We start from the raw sequence: 19,752 nt of genomic DNA on the forward strand, positions 1-19,752 counted from the left end.
GCGTAAGTTGCAGGTGTGGCCGAACACCCGCTCCTACCGTTCCCCGAGGACTGGACCACCGCCCTCGTCCTCGTCGCACACCCCGACGACCCCGAATACGGGATGGCCGCCGCCGTCGCCCGGTGGACCGCCCAGGGACGGCGGGTCGTCTATGCCCTCGCGAGTAGCGGCGAAGCGGGCATCGAAGGTCTGGATCCCGCCGAGTGCGGGCCGCTGCGGGAGACCGAACAGCGAGCGTCCGCTGCGATCGTCGGGGTCGACGAGGTCGAGTTCTGGGGTTTCCCCGACAGCGAGATCCGCAACACGCCCGAATTGCGCGCGGCGATCACCCAGGCCATCGAGCGGGTGTCACCCGAGGTGGTCCTCTCCCTCTACGGCGGGCCGGAATGGGCTCCCGGACAACCGAATCAGCGCGACCATATGGAGTTCTCCGCGGCCGTCCTCGACGCCTACGACGCGATGGCCATCGATCACCGTCCGCCACTGCTGTTCGAGAACGGCCCCCACGCGACGCACGCTGTCGACGTCACCGAACACATCGAGGACGCGGTGCGGTCACTGTCCGCACATGACCGATATCTGTCGGTCCTCGATCCCGACAACCCGGTCACCGAACAGGCTCGGACCCAGGTCGACATGACGACCGCGGCCCGGGACGACTTCGGCGGGCGTCGCGCGTCCGGATTCGAGCTCAAACGTGCCGCACCCCGCTGGGTCACCGACACCGACCCCGGTCACAGCCAGTGGTACATCGACCGTTTCCGGACGATGGCCGACGAGGGCGCCGACCTGGACGGCGAGGCTCGCATGATCGATGCGATGGTCGGCCGTGGCGCCCGCATCCTCGACGCCGGCTGCGGTCCCGGCCGGGTCGGTGGGCGCTTGCACACCCTCGGCCATCGGGTCGTCGGGGTCGACGTCGACCCCGAACTGATCGCTGCCGCGCGAGCCGACCACCCCGGCCCCCGATGGCTGGTCGGCGATCTGAGCATCCTCGACCTCGGCGGGTCTGCCCCCGACGATGCCGAGGTCACCGAACCGTTCGACGCCATCGTCGCGGCCGGCAACGTGATGGTCTTCCTCCGTAGCGGCACCGAGGCGCAGGTGCTGAGCAGGCTGGCCGCCCACCTGCGCCCCGACGGCATCATCGTCACCGGCTTCCACACCAATCGAGATCTGTCGCTCGCCGATTTCGATGCAGCGGTCGAGGCGGCCGGGCTGTACGTCGAACATCGGTTCGCGACCTGGGATCTACGTGCGTTTCACCCCGACGCCGATTTCGCGGTGAGCGTGCTGCGACTGCGCACCAGCCCAAGTTGAGGCCCGAAGCCCTAATTCAGGCTCCCCGCCCCGGCGCCGAGTAGCGCAGGCACCAGGCTCATCAGCTGCGTCAGCAGATCGGAGACGATCGGCTGGTCGGGCAGGCTCGGTACCGCGGGAGCATGACGAGGCACCGTGTCCGCCGGCGCATCGCCTGTCGGGGCGGCCTTGTTGACGCCGATGACGATCTTCGGACTCTTGGCTGGGTCGAGCCAGACCAGCACCTGCTTCATCAGTTCACGCTCGATGGCGACACAGCCCATGGTCGGCTGGTTGTCGGTGACGTGCAGGAACATTGCCGACGCCTTACCCGGGGTGCGCTGCGGATTGTGCGCGATGTTGACCGCGTAGTCGTATACCGGCCCGATGTTGTAAAGGTTCTCGCTGTCCGCGCCGGGGCCCTTCACCGAGCGGACGTGTGTGTTGTAGGTCGGCGACTTCTGGTTGGAGTCCCACCAGTCCTGGGCGTCGGTCTTGAAGTAGGGCATCTTGGTGCCCGGGTTCGCCTGGCGGCCGAAGGCCTGATCGAGGGCGAAGGTGCCCTCCGGGGTGCGATAGACGTTGTCCTTCGGTTCGCCGATACCCAGCGATCCGACGCGCGCGTCGGCCGGTCCGATCACCGGCTTCCAGCTCTTGTCCGAGCCGCGTTCGAAGGCGGTCAGCTTTGCCGTCGTGGAGTTGGCGGTCGGTGCGCTGACGACGATCAGCTGATTGGTCGGCGCCACCGCGCTACCCTCACCGGGCAGCAGCCCCTCCAGCGATCCGGTACCGCCTGCGAGCTGATTCAGAATGTCGTCGAGCAGCGAAATCCCCAGGCCCGGCGTCTGAGCTCCGGAACCCGGTGGGGGTGTCGTCGGGGCCGGCGCCGCGCCGGACTGACCGGCACCACCGGCGATAGCGGCCATCACCGCAATCACCATTAGTCCCAGCAGTCTCATACGCAACTTCAGTAACTTCAACACCACACCAGTGTGCCAGCGCGCAAGGGCCAGTGAGTCACATGAGGGTCACGGTGGGGTTGTTATTCCATCACCCCGGACCACGCACGGCTCCCCCGGACGACGCACGGCGCCGTACCCCTGAATCGGGATACGGCGCCGTGTGCTGACGACTGCGGTGATCAGGCCGGTCCGACGGGACCGAATTCCTCCAGCATGTCGGTGACCAGGGCGGCGATCGGCGACCGCTCACTGCGGGTCAAGGTGACATGCGCGAACAGCGGATGTCCCTTTAGCTTCTCGATGACCGCCGCGACACCGTCATGCCGGCCGACCCGCAGATTGTCGCGCTGGGCCACGTCGTGGGTCAGCACGACCCGCGAACCCGCACCCAGTCGGGACAGGACCGTGAGCAGCACGTTGCGCTCCAGGGACTGCGCCTCGTCGACGATCACGAACGAATCGTGCAACGAGCGGCCGCGGATATGAGTCAGCGGCAGCACCTCCAACATCCCGCGACTGAGCACCTCCTCGATGACCTCGGGGGACGCGAGCCCCTCGAGGGTGTCGAAGACGGCCTGAGCCCACGGCCCCATCTTGTCCGCCTCGCTACCGGGCAGGTAGCCCAGCTGCTGGCCGCCGACCGCGTACAGCGGACGGAACACCACGACCTTGCGCTGGGTGCGTCGTTCCAGCACAGCTTCAAGACCCGCGCACAGCGCCAGGGCCGACTTGCCGGTGCCTGCCTTACCTCCGAGGGAGACGATGCCGACGCTCTCGTCGAGCAGCAGGTCGAGGGCTACACGCTGCTCAGCCGACCGTCCGTGCAGACCGAACGCCTCTCGATCACCTCGGACCAGTTGCACCCGTTTGTCCTCGTTGACCCGACCCAGCGCACTCGACGAACCCGGGCCGATGAGCCGGATACCGGTGTGACACGGCAGTTCTCGCGCCGCATCGTGGTCGACGGCCCCTTCCGCGAACAGCGCGTCGATGGTCGTCGTGTCGACGTCGATCTCGGTCATCCCCGACCATCCGGAAACCACCACGTCCTGGGCGTGGTACTCGTCGGCCGCGAGGCCCACGGCGCCGGCCTTCACACGCAGCGGGGTGTCCTTGGAGACGAGGGTGACGTCTTTACCCTCGGCCCGCAGATTCAGGGAGCATGCCAGGATGCGCGAGTCGTTGGTGTCGGTACGGAAACCTGCCGGGAGCACCGCCGGATCGGTGTGGTTCAGCTCGACCTGCAGCGTGCCGCCTTCGTCGCCGATCGGGATCGGCACATCGAGGCGACCGTGTTCCAGGCGCAGATCGTCGAGCATGCGCAACGACTCACGGGCGAACCACCCGAGCTCGTGATGATGGCGTTTGCCCTCGAGTTCGCTGATGACGACCAGCGGTAGAACCACATGGTGTTCGGCGAAACGTGTGACCGCCCAGGGATCGGACAGCAGCACGGAGGTGTCGAGGACGTAGGTGCGAGTGCTCACGTGGGCTCCTACATTTGTGCGGCACCCGCACAAACCAGTTCTGAGTCGACCGGCCGGTTCTTCCATCCACTCCGGCGTCAGCCGAAGTCGATGAGGACCGGGGCCGGCCCTCTCGTGATGCTGGTGTCAGCCACGATCTGAACCTCCCGGACGAACCGCTTCCCCGCGGCCCGTCACTGGTCAACGTACGCGCCCGGCACCACCTTCGGCGCGGCGAAACCGGGTGTGTCGGCGTGAAATTCAGGTTAACGGACGTATTGTCGATGCAGGGACGCACAACGGCGCCACCAGGGCTTTCACCGCCCTGGTGGCGCCGTTCGTCGTTATGGGTTAACTGTTCAGTTGCCGGCGATCTCCAGGATCCGGGTGCGCGCGGCCTGCGCCTGCTCCCCGAGACCGTCGATGCTGTCCAGCTTGATCGCGTCGGCCAGCGCCTTGGCGATGGCCGCCTTGGTCTCCGGGTTCTCGTAGTCCGAGATCAGCGCCCACTCGGCTTCGAAGTCGTCGACGTCGTGACCGATCGGCTCGTCACGCGCCAGCGCCCGGTCGATCGCGAGGACCGTCGAATCCTGGTCGGCGACGGTGGCCGCGTGCAGGAACGCACCGAAGGTCTCCGCCTGCACCCGGTCGTCGTTGGCGATCTTGGCCAGGATCTGCAGGTAGACGTCGTCGGTGACGGTGGCCGAGAGCCGTTTGATGAAGTGCACACACTGGTTCTCGTGCACCGCCATCAATGCCAGCACGTCGAGCGGTCCGATTTCGGCGACCTGCTCGGGGGTCTGCCGGTAGCCCTTGGTGACGTGGATCCGGCGACGTTCCTCAGCGTCGACGACGTCGATGGCACGACGGACGACCAGGTAGTCGCGCAGCACGATCGCATGCCGGTTGTCCTCGGCGGTCCAGACGCCGACGAGCTGACGCCAGTCGGAGAATGCCGGGAAGTATTTGGCCAGTACGCGGTGGTAGCCGGGCAGGTTGTCCTTGGTCAGCAGCAGCGCCAGGGTCCCGGCGCGCGCCTCCTCGGACAGGGTGGCCTGCGAGGGATCCCAGTCCTCGCCACCGAGGAAGGCGAAGTTGCGTCCGTCCGCCCACGGCACCCAGTCATGCGGCTGCCACGTCGTCGCGGCGGCCTCGTGGCCTTCCGCGATCTCGGGAAGCGCCTTCTCCAGCGCGATGATCAGGTCGTCTTCATCCAAGGCGTTCACGCTTACCGAGGATAGTGAACGTCACGCCCGGAGGACCAATCACTCCCGAATCTGCCCCGGATCCCCCCGCAAAAGCGCCACGAAAACACAAACGCGCCACGTAGAAGTGGCGCGTTTGCGCAAAGGTGGCGCGTTTGTGTGGGGAGAGAGAGGTCAGATCCGCGACATGAGGCCCCACTCCTCCAGACCGTCGTAGAGCGGGAAGTCTAGCGCCAGCTTGGACACCCGGGCGCGCAGCGCGGCGACGTCGGCGTTCTGCCCGGCGGCCAGTGCCGTGCCGATGATGTCGGCGACCTCGGTGAACTGCTCGTCGCCGAAGCCGCGGGTGGCCAGTGCCGGTGTACCGATCCGCAGACCCGAGGTGACCATCGGCGGACGCGGGTCGAAGGGCACCGCGTTGCGATTGACGGTGATGCCAACCTCGTGCAGAAGGTCCTCGGCCTGCTGGCCGTCGAGAGGACTGTTGCGCAGATCCACGAGCACCAGGTGGACGTCGGTGCCGCCGGTGAGGACGGACACTCCCGCGCCGGCGACGTCGGCGCCGTTGAGACGCTCGGCCAGGAGCTTGGCACCGGACAGGGTGCGCTGCTGACGATCCTTGAACTCGTCGGTGCCTGCGATCTTCAGCGCGACGGCCTTGGCGGCGATGACGTGCATGAGCGGGCCACCCTGCTGGCCGGGGAAGACCGCGGAGTTGAGCTTCTTGGCCCACTCCTGCTTGGCCAGGATGATGCCCGACCGCGGTCCGCCCAGGGTCTTGTGCACAGTGGAGGAGACGACGTCGGCGTGCGGCACCGGCGACGGGTGCAGCCCCGCGGCGACCAGACCGGCGAAGTGCGCCATGTCGACCCACAGGTGCGCGCCGACCTCGTCGGCGATGGAACGGAAGGCCTCGAAGTCGAGGGTGCGCGGGTACGCCGACCAGCCGGCGACGATCACCTTCGGTTTGGTGTCGAGGGCGATCTTGCGCACCTCGTCCATGTCGATGCGGAAGTCTTCCTTGCTGACACCGTAGAAGGCGTTCTCGTAGAGCTTGCCGGAGAAGTTCAGCCGCATGCCGTGGGTCAGGTGACCGCCGTGCGCGAGGTCGAGACCGAGCAGGGTCTCGCCCGGCTCCATGAGTGCCTGCAGCACCGCGGCGTTGGCCTGTGCACCCGAATGCGGCTGCACATTGGCGAAGTCGGCGCCGAAGAGTTCCTTGGCGCGGTTGCGGGCGATGTCTTCGACGACGTCGACATGCTCGCAGCCGCCGTAGTAGCGGCGACCGGGATACCCCTCGGCGTACTTGTTGGTCAGCACGCTGCCCTGTGCCTGCAGCACCGCGCGCGGCACGAAGTTCTCCGACGCGATCATTTCCAGGGTGTCGCGCTGACGGCTCAGCTCACCGTTCATCGCGGCGGCGACATCGGGGTCGAGTTCGGCGAGGGAGAGCGCGTTGACGGACGCAGAGTTCTCGGTCATGGCGCCCAGTCTAGAAGGGTCACCTCACCAGCGGAAAATCCACCCCGGTCGGCCGCCGCCCGCACTGACATTCACCGTCTCAGACCGCTTCGAGTTCGGCCCGCAGGCTCGCCGGGATCAGCGGTTCGTCGAGCAACCGCCCGAAGCGTTGCGCCCGGTCGCCGGGACCGGGGGCGTCGAGCCACTCCTGCAGCAGTCGATAGCCCTCGACATAGGTGCTGATGTAAGCCCGCCACAACGGAGAGGTGAGGAAACGTAGCATCTGCCGGGCCCGCTCCTCGGGGGCGAGCAGCCATTGCCGGAGGTAGGCGACGACCTCGTCGGTGTCGGCGTGCCGATCGTGCAGCATCAGCGCCGCGTCCTGGCGGACTCCGAGCAGGCCCGACGTCGCGGCGGAGACCCGGCGCGCCCGGTCCCCGTCGAACCGCAGTCCGAGGTCGGCGTAGATCTCCTGCGCCCAGCTTGCCCATTCCGGGCCGATGATCGCGTGCAGCGCATGGTCGGCGAGCCCTTCGGCCATCAGACACTGCGGGGTGTTGACCAGGAAGATCGACTGCTCGTGCTGGCCCGCCGCGTCGACCAGGAACTGCTCCTTGCGGCAGTGTTCGGTGTGATGGCCGGGATACGCCTCGTGGGCGATCAGATGCGGCAGATTCGACATGTACTGGGTAAGGTCGGCGTTGATCGCGACCCGGGAGCGGAAGTCGCCCAGGTAGTAGTTGAATCCCGACCACGGCTTGTCGGTGACGACCTCGAACTCGACGATCTCGTTGTCGGGCAACGGATATGTCGCGCGCACCCGCTCTCGCAAGGCACTGCTGAACGCACGTACGCATTCGTCGACCCGCTCCGGCGGGATCTCCTCACTGCGACGGTGGGCGAGGTAGGCGTCGGTCAACTCCTGCCCAGTGGCCCCCGGCGAGTCCAGGGCGATCGCCAACTGTTGGTGTGCATCACGGTAGATCTGCGGATCGGCGAGGGCGATGTCGACGTCGAAGTAGGCGCGCACCTCGTCGACGAAACCGACCTGTTCGCCGGCGAACTTGCGCGCCGAGCACTCCAGCGCCCGCAGATGCGCGCCGACGAACGTGGCCCGCTCGCCGTCGAGGCCGGCCGGGAGTTCCGCGGCCAATTCCCGCGCGCGCCGCGCCAGCTCGCCGGGCGTCGGCGCAGGCGCATTGGCCACCTCCGCGCGCAGTGCCGGGTCGCCGGTGAACGCGTCGACGAAGCCGTCTTCGAGCCGGTCGAAGGCCAGGCCGAGACGAAGATAGTCAGTGATGAAACCGGACGATGTGTCGCTTGGGGTACGTGCGGCTGTCGACATTGCGCCGATGCTACTCATCCACCGCCGCTCATCCACCGCCGCGACACTGAGCACGATTCGGTGTGGCCACCGAGGTGGACCCTCGAGTGCGACGCGCGTAGGGGCGTGGGAATAGTCTGAGCCACATGGCGCGCACCGAAACCGGCCGGGATCCGAGCCTGTACCTGGAACTCGACCGCAAACAGTGGCGTGACCTGCGGCAGTCGATGCCGATGGTGCTGAACGAGGACGAACTCGCCGAGCTGGTCGGCCTCGGCGAACAGATCGACCTCGACGAGGTCGCCGACGTCTATCTGCCGCTGTCACGTCTGATCCACCTGCAGGTCGCCGCTCGGCAGCGGCTCTTCGCCGCCACCTCGACCTTCCTCGGCGACCGCCAGACCAACCGGCAGGTGCCGTTCGTGATCGGCATCGCCGGCAGCGTCGCGGTCGGCAAATCCACCACCGCCCGCGTTCTTGCCGCCCTACTGGCACGCTGGGAGTCACATCCGAAGGTCGACCTGGTCACCACCGACGGCTTCCTGCTGCCGACGGCAACCCTCGAGCGGCGCGGCATCATGCACCGCAAAGGTTTTCCCGAGTCCTACGACCGTCGCGGGTTGTTGCGGTTCGTCACCGAGGTGAAGTCGGGGGCCCGGGAGGTCACCGCACCGGTGTATTCACACGTCGCCTACGACATCGTCCCGGACGTGTACCACTATGTGCGCCACCCCGACATCCTGATCATCGAGGGGCTCAACGTCCTGCAGACCGGTCGGACACTGATGATCTCGGACCTCTTCGACTTCTCCATCTACGTCGACGCCAAGATGGACGACATCGAGAAGTGGTACATCTCCCGCTTCCTGCAGATGCGGACGACCTCCTTCGCTGACCCCAATTCACACTTCCACGCCTACGCGTCGCTGACCGACGAGCAGGCGACCGCAGCCGCACGGGATCTGTGGATCTCGATCAACCGCCCGAATCTGATCGAGAACATCCTGCCCACCCGGCCACGGGCAAACCTGGTGTTACGCAAGGACACCGATCATTCGATCAATCGGGTGCGCCTACGCAAGCTCTGATCGTCGCCTCACCCTCGACCGTCGGAGTCGGCTGCGAGCCACTGCGTCAGGGTCGTCGGCGTGACGACGTCGGGGTGCGCCGGGATGAGGCCACCCTCGCGGATCGCCGCACCACCGACGTTGACCCCGAAGACCTTGCGCGGGGAACCATCCCGCTGCGCGATAGCCCGCGCCACATCGAGCAGATCGAGCTCGTCGGGTCCGGCGATCTCGACTCGTCGAGCTTCGGTCGCAGCTCCGGTGACCGGCGTCGTCACCACGTCGGCGAAGGCCGCGGCCACATCGCCGACCGCCGCCGGACGGCACCGCATATGCGGCACCACCGCGAGGGGCCCGAGGCGCATCTGCGACATCATCTGCGCGGCAAGGTCATACCATTGCGTCGAGGCGACGATTGTCAAAGGTGCGGGGGTCGGCGACGCTGGGGCCAGCACTTCGCGATAGGCCTTCTCCTGAGCCGACTTCCCCTGGTAGTAGCCGAATTTGGCGTTCACCGCCGGATCGTTGGCGTTGACGATGGACAGACACACCACCGAGGCGCCGGCAGATGCCGCGGCCCGGCCGATATTCGTGGCAGACGTACCGAAGAAGTCGATCGCCCGCCGCGCCCGCGTGGTCATCAGGTTCAGACAGTCGACGACGACGTCGGCCCCGGCGAACGCCTCGGACAACCCGCTCCCCTGGTACGCATCTACACCCGTGGACCGCTGCGCCGCAACGACATCCACACCGCGAGCGGACAGATCACCGACTACTGCGGCACCGAACAATCCACTGGCCCCAACCACCACAACCCGCATGAGATCTCTCCTCGGATCCGGCGCGGCGCCGTTGCCGCACACCGATCAACATAAGCCGAGGCAGGGGCCGGTGTGAAGAGCATCGATTGAGGCGTACGGTGTGGGAATTGTCATGCCGGAGAGAAGCATCACCGGCGGCGCACGGCTACTTGCCGAATCTCCGGTTGCGGGCCGCGTAGTCACGCAGGGCGCGCAGGAAGTCGACCCGACGGAACGCCGGCCAGTAGGCGTCGGTGAACCAGATCTCCGAATAGGCACTCTGCCAGAGCAGGAATCCCGACAGTCGCTGCTCACCCGAGGTGCGGATGACGAGATCGGGGTCGGGCTGCCCCTTGGTGTAAAGGTTGGCGTCGATCGCATCGACGGTGACCGCGTCGACCAGCTCCGCCGGCGTGGCACCGGCCTGCACCTTCTCCTCGAGCAGGGCCCGGACCGCGTCCACGATCTCTTGGCGGCCGCCGTACCCGACCGCGACGTTCACGTTCATCCCGTCGCGTCCGCGGGTGCGGTCCGAGGCAGCGCGCAGCCGATCGGCAACGGCGTCCGGCAGTTGGTCGAGGGTGCCGACGATCCGCACACGCCATTGGCCCGCAGGGGCAGAGATCTCGTCGACGATGTCGGGAACGATCGTCAGCAGCGCATCGAGTTCCTCCGACTCCCGGCTGAGATTCTCGGTCGACAGCAGGTAGATGGTCACCGCCCCGATACCGAGTTCATGGCACCAGCCGAGCATGTCGGCGATCCGTTGTGCACCGACGCGGTGACCGTGACTGACGTCCTCGAACCCGGCTTCGCGCGCCCACCGGCGGTTACCGTCGCAGATGATGGCGACATGTTTGGGCATCCGCGTCATATCCATCAGCTGGATCAGCCGACGCTCGTAGATGCTCAGCGCCGGCCGCCGCAGTTGGTCGGGCAGCAGTTTCATGAAGCATCCTCGCGTCGTCCGGCTGTCACCTGGGACACCTTACGCGTCCGATCGTGTCCGGTCCGACTGGCGAGATGAGACGCGGATCAACCCCACCCGCCGGTAACTTACGCTACCGTAGGTTTCGTGAACACCCTGCTGAGTCCCCCCGCCGACGAACGTCCGCGGCTGCGTGGCGTCATCCACCAGTACTCGGCGTTCGTGGCCGCCATCTGCGGCATCGGCGCGATCATCGCCGCATCCATCGTGCGCGGACCCATCGGCGCACTGTCCACGTCGATCTATGCGGTCACCATCGTCGGGCTGTTCGCGGTGAGCGCCACCTACCACCGCGTGACGTGGAAGACCCCACGCGCCCGCGTCCGGATGAAGCGGGCCGACCACTCGATGATCTTCCTGTTCATCGCCGGGACGTACACCCCCTTCTGCGCCATGGGATTGCCGTCGCCGACCCGATGGTGGGTGCTGTCGATAGTGTGGGCGGGCGCATTGGCCGGGGTTGCACTGAAGATGGCCTGGCCCACGGCCCCACGCTGGCTGGGGGTGTCGCTCTACATCTTGCTGGGCTGGGTGATCGTCGCCGTCGCGCCGACGTTGGTCGCACACACCGGCGTGACCGTCATGGTGCTGCTCGCCGTCGGCGGCGTCCTCTACAGCGTCGGCGGCATCCTGTACGCGGCCCGCTGGCCCAACCCGTGGCCGGCCACCTTCGGTCACCATGAAGTTTTCCACCTGTGCACCGCGATCGCCGCGCTGCTGCACTACATCGCGGTGTGGTTCGTCATCTTCGCCTGACCGCCATCATCCGGGTTCCGTCAACACCGCGGTGACCAGCTACGATACGGCGGTGTCGCAACCGTCCCGAACCATCCGCCACCTGCGTGGCGCGATCGTCGGTGCGGTCTGCGCGATCACCGGGATCTCGGCACACGCCGGCGCGGCAGGCGTGCTGCCTGCACCCGACGCACTGGCCGTGACCGCCGCCGCCTGCGCGGGCCTGGGCGCTGCTGTCGCCGCGCGCCCCACCCGGCTGGCCACCCCACTCATCCTCATCGTCTGGCTTGCCGCCGGCCAAGGCCTCGCCCATGTGCTGTTGCTCGTGCTCGCCGACCACGCCGCCGGCCATCCACAGCTCCTCAGTCCGGCGATGCTCGTCCTACACACGATCGCCACGCTGGCCACCGCTGCCGCACTGATCGTCGTCGAACCCGCACTGGTCACACTCCTGACCGCGGTCGTGCGGATGCTGCGCGCCGTCCTCGCCCCACCCGATCCGGCGACCTTCGCGACACGGCCCGGTCGCGCACTCACCCGCGACGTCCGGCCCATCCTGCGGGCTATCGCACCACTCGACGCCCGCGGCCCGCCGCCGCGCGCAGCGTGACCACCACGCCCCGACTTCCCCATCCGCGAACGAGCTGAGTCCGTCCGCGGTTTCCTCCGCATCCGCCCACCCGGCCGAGCGCATCCGCGCGCCGGGTGTCGATGCGCGCACCCGAAAGGCGACCTCGTGTCCCTGACCGACAATTCACCAGCAACCGACAGTTCCCCGCCGACCCGAGCGGAGTCTCCGCCCTCATCCGCTTCCGCACCCCGGCCCACCGGCCGCACCTGGCAACCGCTGATCCGTCGTCTGCACTTCTACGCCGGCATCCTGGTGGCCCCGTTCCTACTCGTCGCCGCGATCAGCGGTGGCCTCTACGCGATCGCCCCGACCGTCGAACAGGTCGTCTACCGCGATCAACTGCACACCGACAGCGTCGGTAATCCGGCGCCGGTCGCCGATCAGGTTCGCGCGGCGATGGCCGTCCGGCCCGACCTCGCGCTCTCCGCGGTACGGCCGGCCGCCGAGCCCGGGGATACCACGCGCGTCCTGTTCACCGATCCGTCGCTGGGCGAATCCGAACGCCTGGCCGTGTTCATCGACCCGGTGACGCTCGCGTCCCGCGGCGAACTCGTCTCCTATGGCAGTTCCGCGGCCCTGCCGATGCGCACCTGGTTGAGCAATTTGCACCGCAACCTTCATCTGGGCGAACCGGGCCGGCTCTACAGCGAGCTCGCCGCGTCGTGGCTGTGGGTGATCGCGCTCGGCGGTCTCATCCTGTGGGTGTCGCAGTACCGCAAGCGACGCGACGCCCCGACTGCACGACTGTTCGCCCCTGAACGCGGCCGGTCAGGCCGGTCCCGGCTGCTCAATCAGCACGGGGTGATCGGGATCTGGCTGGTTGCCGGGCTGGTCTTCCTGTCCGCGACGGGACTGACCTGGTCGAAGTACGCGGGTGAGAACGTCAGCGAACTGCGCAGCGCGCTGAGCTGGACCACCCCGTCGGTGAACACCGCACTGACCGGCGACGCCATCCCGGCCGGCGGCGACCATGCCGACCACAGTGGCCACCAAGGTCACGACCCGGCAGCCACACCCGCCCCCCAGACCGCGCTCGACGGGCTCGATGCGGCACTGTCGACCGCCGCAGGTGCCGGCGTCGGCGGCGACGTCGAGGCGACGGTCCCCACCAAGGCGGGCACCGCGATCACCGTGACGCAAACCCGTCAGCCGTGGCAGTTCAGCCCCGATGCCGTGTCGATCGACCCGACCAACGGTCGAGTGGTCGACGAATCCAGGTTCGCCGACTGGCCGCTGGCCGCCCAGCTCACCAACTGGGGTATCGCGTTGCACATGGGCATCCTGTTCGGGTTGGCCAATCAGATCGCCCTATTACTGCTCTCGATCGCACTGGTCATCCTGATCGTGCGCGGCTACCAGATGTGGTGGCACCGGCGCCCGCAGACGGCCGGTCCCCGCGCCGTCGGGGCACCGCCGGTCCGCGGCACCCTGCGGCGACTCGGCGCAGCCCGTTGCACCGCGCTCGCGGTGATCGCGCTCGCCGTCGGCTGGTTCGTCCCGCTGCTCGGCATCAGCCTGCTCGCGTTCCTTGTCCTCGACGTGATCATCGGCGTGACCCGGCGACGCGCGTCAGCGACGAGCTAACGCCGCCAACACGTCGACACTGGCATCCCAGCCCATGCATTTGTCGGTGACCGACTGGCCGTAGACGAGTTCCTCGGCGTCCGGTGACTGGGCACCGGGCTCCAGGAAACTCTCCAGCATGACGCCACTGATCGTGATGTCATCCCCCGCGGCGAGGGTGGCCCGCACGCTCGCCGCGATCTCGGTGGCCACCTGTGCCTGGCGGATGTGGTCCTTACCCGAGTTGGCGTGACTGGCATCGATCATCACGCGTGCCGGCAGCCCGGCCTTGCCCAGCGCGGCGGTCGCCGCGGCGATCGACTCGGCGTCGAAGTTGGGTCCGTGCGTACCGCCACGCAGGATGATGTGGCAGTCCTCGTTGCCCGCGGTCTCCACCACGGCGCCGTTGCCGAAGTCGTCGACACCGAAGAAGACATGCTGCGCCGCAGCAGCTTTCACACCGTCGATGGCAACCTGCACGTTGCCGTCGGTGCCGTTCTTGAACCCGATCGGCATGGACAGACCGGAGGCGAGCTGACGATGAACCTGCGACTCGGTGGTGCGGGCACCGATCGCCCCCCACGCCACCGCGTCGGCGATGTATTGCGGGCTCGTCGGTTCCAGGAATTCGCAGCCGACCGGAAGCCCGAGGTCGATGATGTCGAGCAGCAGCGAACGCGCGGTACGCAATCCACGTTCGACGTCGAAGGTGCCGTCCATCCCGGGGTCGTTGATGAGTCCCTTCCAGCCGACGGTGGTGCGCGGCTTCTCGAAGTACACCCGCATCACGATCTTGAGCCGGTCGGCGTACTCCTGGGCCAGCGGCGCCAGACGGCGCGCGTAGTCGATCGCGGCGATCGGGTCGTGCACCGAACACGGACCGACGACGACGAGCAACCGGTCGTCGTGTCCGGCGAGGATCTCGGCGATCTCGTCGCGGTCACGCTGCACGGCCACCGCACGGCGCGCGGTCAACGGGAGCTCGCTGCGCAGGGTGTCCGGGGAAGGTATCGCACGGAAGGACTTGATCCGCCGGTCCGAGGTCGACTCGGCGGACGCCGACGTCCGGGGCAGATCGGGGATGGTGGTCACGGTTGGTGCCTTTCACGGGTTGTGTCGCCCTGTCGTGGTCGATGGCCATCGTGGTCGATGGTCTTGTCGACCGGGGCGTCCCGCAGGATCGGTACCGGATGCCCCTGAAATGACAAAAGCAGCGACCATGTGGTCACTGCTGGGCTCCGGGTTGGTGTGCGCGCGAAAGTTCAGCGCTTCATCGTGGCCCCACCCGGAGCCTCGATAAAGCGCCAATAGGCGCGCACAGTGCTGATCACGGCGCCCACGCTAGCACACGAATTCCCCGACGCTCGGCCGGGTGCACCTCACCACGGCCGAATCGGGCGCACACTGGTGGACAACGGGTCGATCCAGGAGGCGCGACATGGCCATCGACATCGGAGCGGCATTGCGGGTCGTCGCAGATGAACCGAACCCCGAACCGCACGTCGCACACAACTACTCCCCCATCCCGGTCACCGCCGCAACGGCGGAGGGCGCCTGGGTCACCGACGTCGACGGTGCCCGCTACCTCGACTGCCTGGGCGCCTACTCGGCCGTCAACTTCGGGCATCGACATCCCGCGATCGTGGCCGCCGCCCTCGAACAGATCAATCGGGTCACACTGACCAGCCGGGCGTTCCGCTCCGATCGGCTGGAACCGTTCTGTGCCGCACTGGCCGGGCTGGCAGGCAAGGACATGGTGCTGCCGATGAACACGGGCGCCGAAGCGGTCGAATCGGCTATCAAGGTCGCCCGGAAATGGGGCTACGAGGTCAAGGGCGTCCCCGATCTGCAGGCACAGATCATCGTCGCCGGTGGCAACTTCCACGGCCGCACCACGACCATCGTCGGATTCAGCGACGATCCCGATGCCCGCAACGGATTCGGGCCGTTCACACCGGGTTTCGTACGGGTCCCGTTCGGCGACGCCGACGCGGTGGCCGCAGCCATCGGCCCGGACACCGTCGCGATCCTGATCGAACCCATCCAGGGTGAGGCCGGGATCATCGTGCCGCCCGACGACTTCCTGCCCCGGGTGCGTGACTTGTGTACGGCGCACGGCGTCCTGATGATCGCCGACGAGATCCAGTCCGGACTCGGACGGACCGGCAAGACCTTCGCCGTCGAACACTGGGATGTGGTGCCCGACATCTACACGTTGGGCAAAGCGCTCGGCGGCGGACTGGTGCCGGTGTCGGCGGTGGTCGCCGACCACGACGTCCTCGGAGTGCTGCGCCCCGGGCAGCACGGCTCGACCTTCGGTGGCAATCCGCTGGCCGCCGCGGTCGGCCTGCGGGTTGTCGAGATGCTGTCCGACGGAAGCTGGCAGGCGCGTGCCGCCGAACTGGGTGAGCACCTGCACACCCGTCTGCGCGACTTCGTCGGATCCGGCGTGATCGCCGTGCGCGGCAAAGGCCTGTGGGCGGGTATCGACCTCGAACCCGGACGCGGCACCGGCAAAGAGTTCTGTCTACGTCTCGCCGATCACGGCGTCCTGGCCAAGGACACCCATGACTCGACGCTGCGCCTGGCCCCGCCGCTGGTCGTCACCCATGACGAGATCGATTGGATGGCAGACCGTTTCGCCACCGCACTGCACTCTTGACCGGACGGTCGGCACCATTGACCGGCCGGCCGGCGATGAACCCGGGCGACCGGACGTCAGGTGTCGGCGGACTTCCGGTGGTCGGTGTCGGCAGGCGAGGTGTCGGCAGGCGAGGTGTCGGCAGGCGAGGTGTCGGCAGGCGAGGTGGCGCCCTGACTGTCGGTGCCCTCGTCGAAGGCCTGATCCGGCGCCGGATTCTCCGAGTCGAAGGTCTTCGGCAACTTCTTGAGCTGCCGGTTCATCGACCAGATCAGGAACGCAGTGGCGGCCAGCAGTAACACGATGAGCAGCAGGCCGATCGGCGACGCCTTACCGAACTCTGGCCCCTTCGGCTCCTGATCGGCGAGGACGGCGACCTGCCAGCTCAAATTCGTCACGGTATTCATGGCAACTCGATTCCGCTGAAGAGATCGGTCTCCGGGATCGACGTGCTGACCCGTGTCTGGGCCAACTCGAACTCCTCCGTCGGCCACAGCCGCTGCTGCCACTCCAACGGCACGGCGAAGAACACGCCGTTGGGGTCGATCTGGGTGGCATGAGCCCGCAGCGCGTCGTCACGCTGCGGGAAGTACTTGGCGCATTCCACCTGGGTGGTGACCCGGCCCATCAGGTCTCCGCGGCTCGGGTCCCACTTGCTCAGCCACTCGGCGAAGGGACTCTCCTGCCCGTGACGCGCGAACTCGTCGGAGAACAGCACCATGCGATCACGGATGAATCCGTGGGTGTAGTAGAGCTTCGACACCGTCCATGGCGCACCGGCCTCCGGATAGGCCGTGGGGTCCCCGGCCCGCTCGTAGGCCGCCACCGACACCTCGTGACAGCGGATGTGATCGGGATGCGGGTAACCGCCGTGTTCGTCGTAGGTGATGATCACATGCGGCCGGAACTCGCGCACCAGCTTGACCAGCGCCTCGGTCGGCCCGTCGATGTCGATGGCTGCGAAGGATCCCTCCGGCACCGGCGGCAACGGGTCACCTTCGGGCAATCCCGAGTCGACATAGCCCAGCCACACCTGGTCGACGCCGAGCGCGGCAGCCGCGTTCGCCATCTCCTCGCGCCGCACCTCCGGCATATTTTCCTTGATGCCAGGACGGTCCATCGCGGGATTGAGGATGTCCCCACGCTCACCACCGGTGAGCGTGACGATCAACACATCGTTGCCCTCATCCGCATATCGCGCAGACGTCGCCGCACCCTTGCTGGACTCGTCATCAGGGTGCGCATGCACCGCCATCAGACGGAACACACCCGACTCACGGCCACCGGTAGGGGCTTCGCTCACGGTTCCTCACCTTCGAATCGCTACTGCACCCATGGTAGGTATTAACGCGTGACGAGTTCGGATGGGGGCACCACGCGGGGCGACGACCAGCCACGCAGTGGTCCGCGGGCGACGTACCCCACAACCGAGCGGTCGCCGGCCAGTCGTCGGCGATGGTTCATCGGCCTGTCGACACTTGTCGTCGTCGCCGGTGTCGTGCTCGCCGTTCTCGGGTGGTCGAAGTTCGGTTCGGAGGATGTCTCCGGCGACGTCACCGGCTACGAACTCATCGACGACCACACGGTCGCCGTGCAGTTCACCGTCACCCGATCCGATCCCGGCCGGGCGGTCGCCTGCGTGATCCGCGGACGATCGAAGGACGGCAGCGAGACGGGCCGTCGTGAAGTTCTGATCAAACCCGGCACCGCCAACCAGGTCGGCGCACGCGCCGAGGTCCAGACGTCGGCACCGCCGGTCATCGGCGAGGTCTTCGGCTGCAGCACCGACGTGCCCAGCTATCTGACGGTCGCCGACGTCGCGGTCTCGGAGTCGTGACCGCCCCGCAGTTCCAGGGCCCCGAGTTCGATGGCCCGGCGCTCGGGGGCTCGGACAACCGGGGCCGGGCGGTCTTCGCGTCGATCTCGAGTCCGTATTTCCCGATCCTGACGGCATTGTTCGTCGGCGTGATGCTGATCAGCAACATCACCGGCACCAAAGGTGTCGTCCTCTTCGACGACTGGCTGCACCTGGACATCGGCCCGATCCACATGAACGGCCTGGTCACCGACGGCGCGTTCTTTCTGTTCCCACTGGCCTACGTGCTCGGCGACGTCATCAGCGAGGTCTACGGTTTCCGTGCGATGCGCCGGACCATCCTCGCCGGTTTCGCGGTCCTCCTGCTGGCGTCGTTGTGCTTCTGGCTGACCATCCACCTCCCCGAAGCCGACTTCTACGACGGACAGGAAGCCTTCGAGCGCGTCGCGGGTGTGGTTCCGCAGTTCCTGCTCGCCGGGCTGGCCGGTTATGTGGTCGGCGAGTTCCTGAACTCGTTCGTCCTGGTCAAAATGAAAGAACGCACGGGCGAACACCGCCTGTGGGCGCGCCTCGTCTTCTCCACGGTCGTGGGCGAATTGGCGGACACGGTGGTCTTCTGCGCCATCGCCGCATCGGCTCTCGGTATCTCGACGTGGGGAGACTTCCTCAACTACACGATCATCGGCTTCGTGTGGAAGACCCTGGTCGAGATCGTGATCATGCCGGTCACCTACGCCGTCGTCAACTGGCTGAAACTGGCCGAACCGTCCTACCGGAAAGCGCTCGAGGACACCCCCACCGAGTGACGGTATGTGCTTTAGCTCTCAGCAACTGGTATCCTGTATTGATACACGGCTCCGCAAGGGGTCGTGTTGCTGCATTTTGAGCAGTCCATATGCCCTGGTCATCACCGACCGGGCGCGGACAACACAAAGGAGTGACCGATGACCGACACCCAGGTGACCTGGTTGACCCAAGAGTCGCACGACCGCCTCAAGGGCGAGCTCGACTCATTGATCGCCAATCGTCCGGTCATTGCCGCGGAGATCAACGAGCGCCGCGAAGAGGGCGACCTCAAGGAGAACGGTGGCTACCACGCCGCACGCGAGGAACAGGGACAGCAGGAGGCGCGTATCCGCCAGCTGCAGGAACTGCTGAACAACGCGAAGGTCGGCGAGGCCCCCACCCAGTCGGGTGTTGCACTGCCCGGCTCCGTCGTCACCGTCTACTACGACGGCGACGAGAAGGACACCGAGACCTTCCTCATCGCCACCCGCGAAGAGGGCGGCAAGCTGGAGACCTACTCGCCCAGCTCCCCCCTCGGCTCGGCCCTGATCGATGCCAAGGTCGGCGACACCCGCGAGTACACCGTGCCGTCGGGCGCCACGATCTCGGTGACGCTGGTCAGCGCGGAGCCCTACCACGGCTGACACCGCGACAAGACGAACACCCAACGGGTGCCGGCGACATCGTCGGCACCCGTTGTCGTCGGTTCACGCCGCTGTCGCGTGATGCTGCCAGACCGCGTACAGCACCTCGGTGGTGTACGCGAAGGCCGAGTTTGCCGCAGCCGACCGGAGTCGGCGCGTCCGACAACTGCGCCGGTGGACTCGCGTCAAAGATGCTGTCGGACTTGGGATCAACGACGGTATCAACGGACATGACCACACCCCCAGATGAACTCGACCCTACTGACGACGCCAAGCTACCGCGGTGGTCCGACAAAAACGACGAGGTGTGGGGGGGGGGGGGGGGCCACCCCCCCCCCCCCCCCCGGCCCCCCCCCCCCCCACA

General features: G+C 67.1%; 18 protein-coding genes and 2 pseudogenes. 10 read left to right on the forward strand and 10 right to left on the reverse strand.

Translation table 11 applies throughout. The features are described 5' to 3' along the window. Positions 1-15: 15 nt before the first annotated feature. Both QSJ18_RS16455 and QSJ18_RS16460 read left to right on the forward strand, forming a co-directional pair. Positions 16-699: pseudogene (locus QSJ18_RS16455) on the forward strand (PIG-L deacetylase family protein); the annotation flags it as partial. 51 nt (positions 700-750) lie between these two features. Beyond that, positions 751-1,320, forward strand: a complete 570-nt coding sequence (locus QSJ18_RS16460; RefSeq protein WP_286327700.1) for a class I SAM-dependent methyltransferase — start codon at positions 751-753, stop codon at positions 1,318-1,320. Positions 1,321-1,331: 11 nt separating this feature from the next. Here the strand turns inward: QSJ18_RS16460 and QSJ18_RS16465 are convergent, their stop codons facing one another. The 5 genes from QSJ18_RS16465 to QSJ18_RS16485 form a co-directional block, all read right to left on the reverse strand. Then, positions 1,332-2,258 (reverse strand): L,D-transpeptidase family protein, encoded by a 927-nt coding sequence (locus QSJ18_RS16465; protein WP_286327676.1) that lies wholly within the window; start codon positions 2,256-2,258, stop codon positions 1,332-1,334. 182 nt (positions 2,259-2,440) lie between these two features. Next, positions 2,441-3,748: a PhoH family protein gene (locus QSJ18_RS16470; protein ID WP_286327677.1), complete on the reverse strand. Its 1,308-nt coding sequence runs from the start codon at positions 3,746-3,748 to the stop codon at positions 2,441-2,443. 338 nt (positions 3,749-4,086) lie between these two features. Beyond that, positions 4,087-4,953: an acyl-ACP desaturase gene (locus QSJ18_RS16475; RefSeq protein WP_286327678.1), complete on the reverse strand. Its 867-nt coding sequence runs from the start codon at positions 4,951-4,953 to the stop codon at positions 4,087-4,089. A 153-nt stretch (positions 4,954-5,106) separates the two neighbouring features. After that, positions 5,107-6,414, reverse strand: coding sequence for a serine hydroxymethyltransferase (glyA, locus tag QSJ18_RS16480; RefSeq protein WP_286327679.1), 1,308 nt, complete (start codon positions 6,412-6,414; stop codon positions 5,107-5,109). 79 nt (positions 6,415-6,493) lie between these two features. Further along, positions 6,494-7,738, reverse strand: coding sequence for a DUF885 domain-containing protein (locus tag QSJ18_RS16485; RefSeq protein WP_286327680.1), 1,245 nt, complete (start codon positions 7,736-7,738; stop codon positions 6,494-6,496). Between the two features lie 125 nt (positions 7,739-7,863). Between QSJ18_RS16485 and coaA the strand changes: the two genes are divergently transcribed. Then, positions 7,864-8,805 (forward strand): type I pantothenate kinase, encoded by a 942-nt coding sequence (gene coaA / locus QSJ18_RS16490; protein WP_286327683.1) that lies wholly within the window; start codon positions 7,864-7,866, stop codon positions 8,803-8,805. Positions 8,806-8,813: 8 nt separating this feature from the next. Here coaA and QSJ18_RS16495 read toward each other — a convergent pair whose 3' ends face one another. Together QSJ18_RS16495 and QSJ18_RS16500 are read right to left on the reverse strand one after the other, a co-directional pair. After that, positions 8,814-9,605 carry an SDR family oxidoreductase gene (locus QSJ18_RS16495; protein ID WP_286327684.1) on the reverse strand — a complete coding sequence of 264 codons (792 nt, stop codon included), beginning with the start codon at positions 9,603-9,605 and terminating at the stop codon, positions 8,814-8,816. A gap of 145 nt (positions 9,606-9,750) precedes the next feature. Continuing rightward, a complete protein-coding gene (locus QSJ18_RS16500) occupies positions 9,751-10,533 on the reverse strand; it encodes an isoprenyl transferase (RefSeq protein ID WP_286327685.1) in 783 nt (260 codons plus the stop codon). 126 nt (positions 10,534-10,659) lie between these two features. Here QSJ18_RS16500 and trhA point away from each other — a divergent pair, with 126 nt between their 5' ends. The 3 genes from trhA to QSJ18_RS16515 all read left to right on the forward strand — a co-directional run bounded on the left by trhA (position 10,660) and on the right by QSJ18_RS16515 (position 13,522). Then, on the forward strand, positions 10,660-11,328 hold the full coding sequence (gene trhA, locus QSJ18_RS16505; protein ID WP_286327686.1) for a PAQR family membrane homeostasis protein TrhA: 669 nt from the start codon (positions 10,660-10,662) through the stop codon (positions 11,326-11,328). 52 nt (positions 11,329-11,380) lie between these two features. After that, positions 11,381-11,917, forward strand: coding sequence for a hypothetical protein (locus QSJ18_RS16510; protein ID WP_286327687.1), 537 nt, complete (start codon positions 11,381-11,383; stop codon positions 11,915-11,917). 126 nt (positions 11,918-12,043) lie between these two features. Further along, a complete protein-coding gene (locus QSJ18_RS16515) occupies positions 12,044-13,522 on the forward strand; it encodes a PepSY-associated TM helix domain-containing protein (RefSeq protein WP_286327688.1) in 1,479 nt (492 codons plus the stop codon). Here QSJ18_RS16515 and QSJ18_RS16520 read toward each other — a convergent pair. Then, positions 13,508-14,593 (reverse strand): 3-deoxy-7-phosphoheptulonate synthase, encoded by a 1,086-nt coding sequence (locus QSJ18_RS16520; RefSeq protein ID WP_286327689.1) that lies wholly within the window; start codon positions 14,591-14,593, stop codon positions 13,508-13,510. The genes QSJ18_RS16515 and QSJ18_RS16520 overlap by 15 nt on opposite strands. A 397-nt stretch (positions 14,594-14,990) precedes the next feature. Between QSJ18_RS16520 and rocD the strand changes: the two are divergent. Then, positions 14,991-16,163, forward strand: a pseudogene (gene rocD / locus QSJ18_RS16525) (ornithine--oxo-acid transaminase); the annotation flags it as partial. 56 nt (positions 16,164-16,219) lie between these two features. Here the strand turns inward: rocD and QSJ18_RS16530 are convergent. Together QSJ18_RS16530 and mca are read right to left on the reverse strand one after the other, a co-directional pair. Continuing rightward, positions 16,220-16,549, reverse strand: coding sequence for a hypothetical protein (locus QSJ18_RS16530; protein ID WP_286327691.1), 330 nt, complete (start codon positions 16,547-16,549; stop codon positions 16,220-16,222). Further along, positions 16,546-17,397, reverse strand: coding sequence for a mycothiol conjugate amidase Mca (mca, locus tag QSJ18_RS16535; protein ID WP_462476100.1), 852 nt, complete (start codon positions 17,395-17,397; stop codon positions 16,546-16,548). Before mca ends, QSJ18_RS16530 begins: the two co-directional genes overlap by 4 nt. Before the next feature lie 96 nt (positions 17,398-17,493). Between mca and QSJ18_RS16540 the strand changes: the two genes are divergently transcribed. The 3 genes from QSJ18_RS16540 to greA all read left to right on the forward strand — a co-directional run bounded on the left by QSJ18_RS16540 (position 17,494) and on the right by greA (position 19,388). Further along, positions 17,494-17,979 carry a DUF4307 domain-containing protein gene (locus tag QSJ18_RS16540; protein ID WP_286327694.1) on the forward strand — a complete coding sequence of 162 codons (486 nt, stop codon included), beginning with the start codon at positions 17,494-17,496 and terminating at the stop codon, positions 17,977-17,979. Between the two features lie 83 nt (positions 17,980-18,062). Next, entirely contained in the window at positions 18,063-18,764 is a 702-nt protein-coding gene (locus QSJ18_RS16545; protein WP_286327701.1) for a queuosine precursor transporter, read from the forward strand. A 138-nt stretch (positions 18,765-18,902) separates the two neighbouring features. After that, a complete protein-coding gene (gene greA, locus QSJ18_RS16550) occupies positions 18,903-19,388 on the forward strand; it encodes a transcription elongation factor GreA (protein ID WP_286327695.1) in 486 nt (161 codons plus the stop codon). Positions 19,389-19,752: the final 364 nt, after the last annotated feature.

The organism is Gordonia heveisoli, from assembly GCF_030315745.1.
Taxonomy (GTDB): Bacteria; Actinomycetota; Actinomycetes; order Mycobacteriales; family Mycobacteriaceae; genus Gordonia.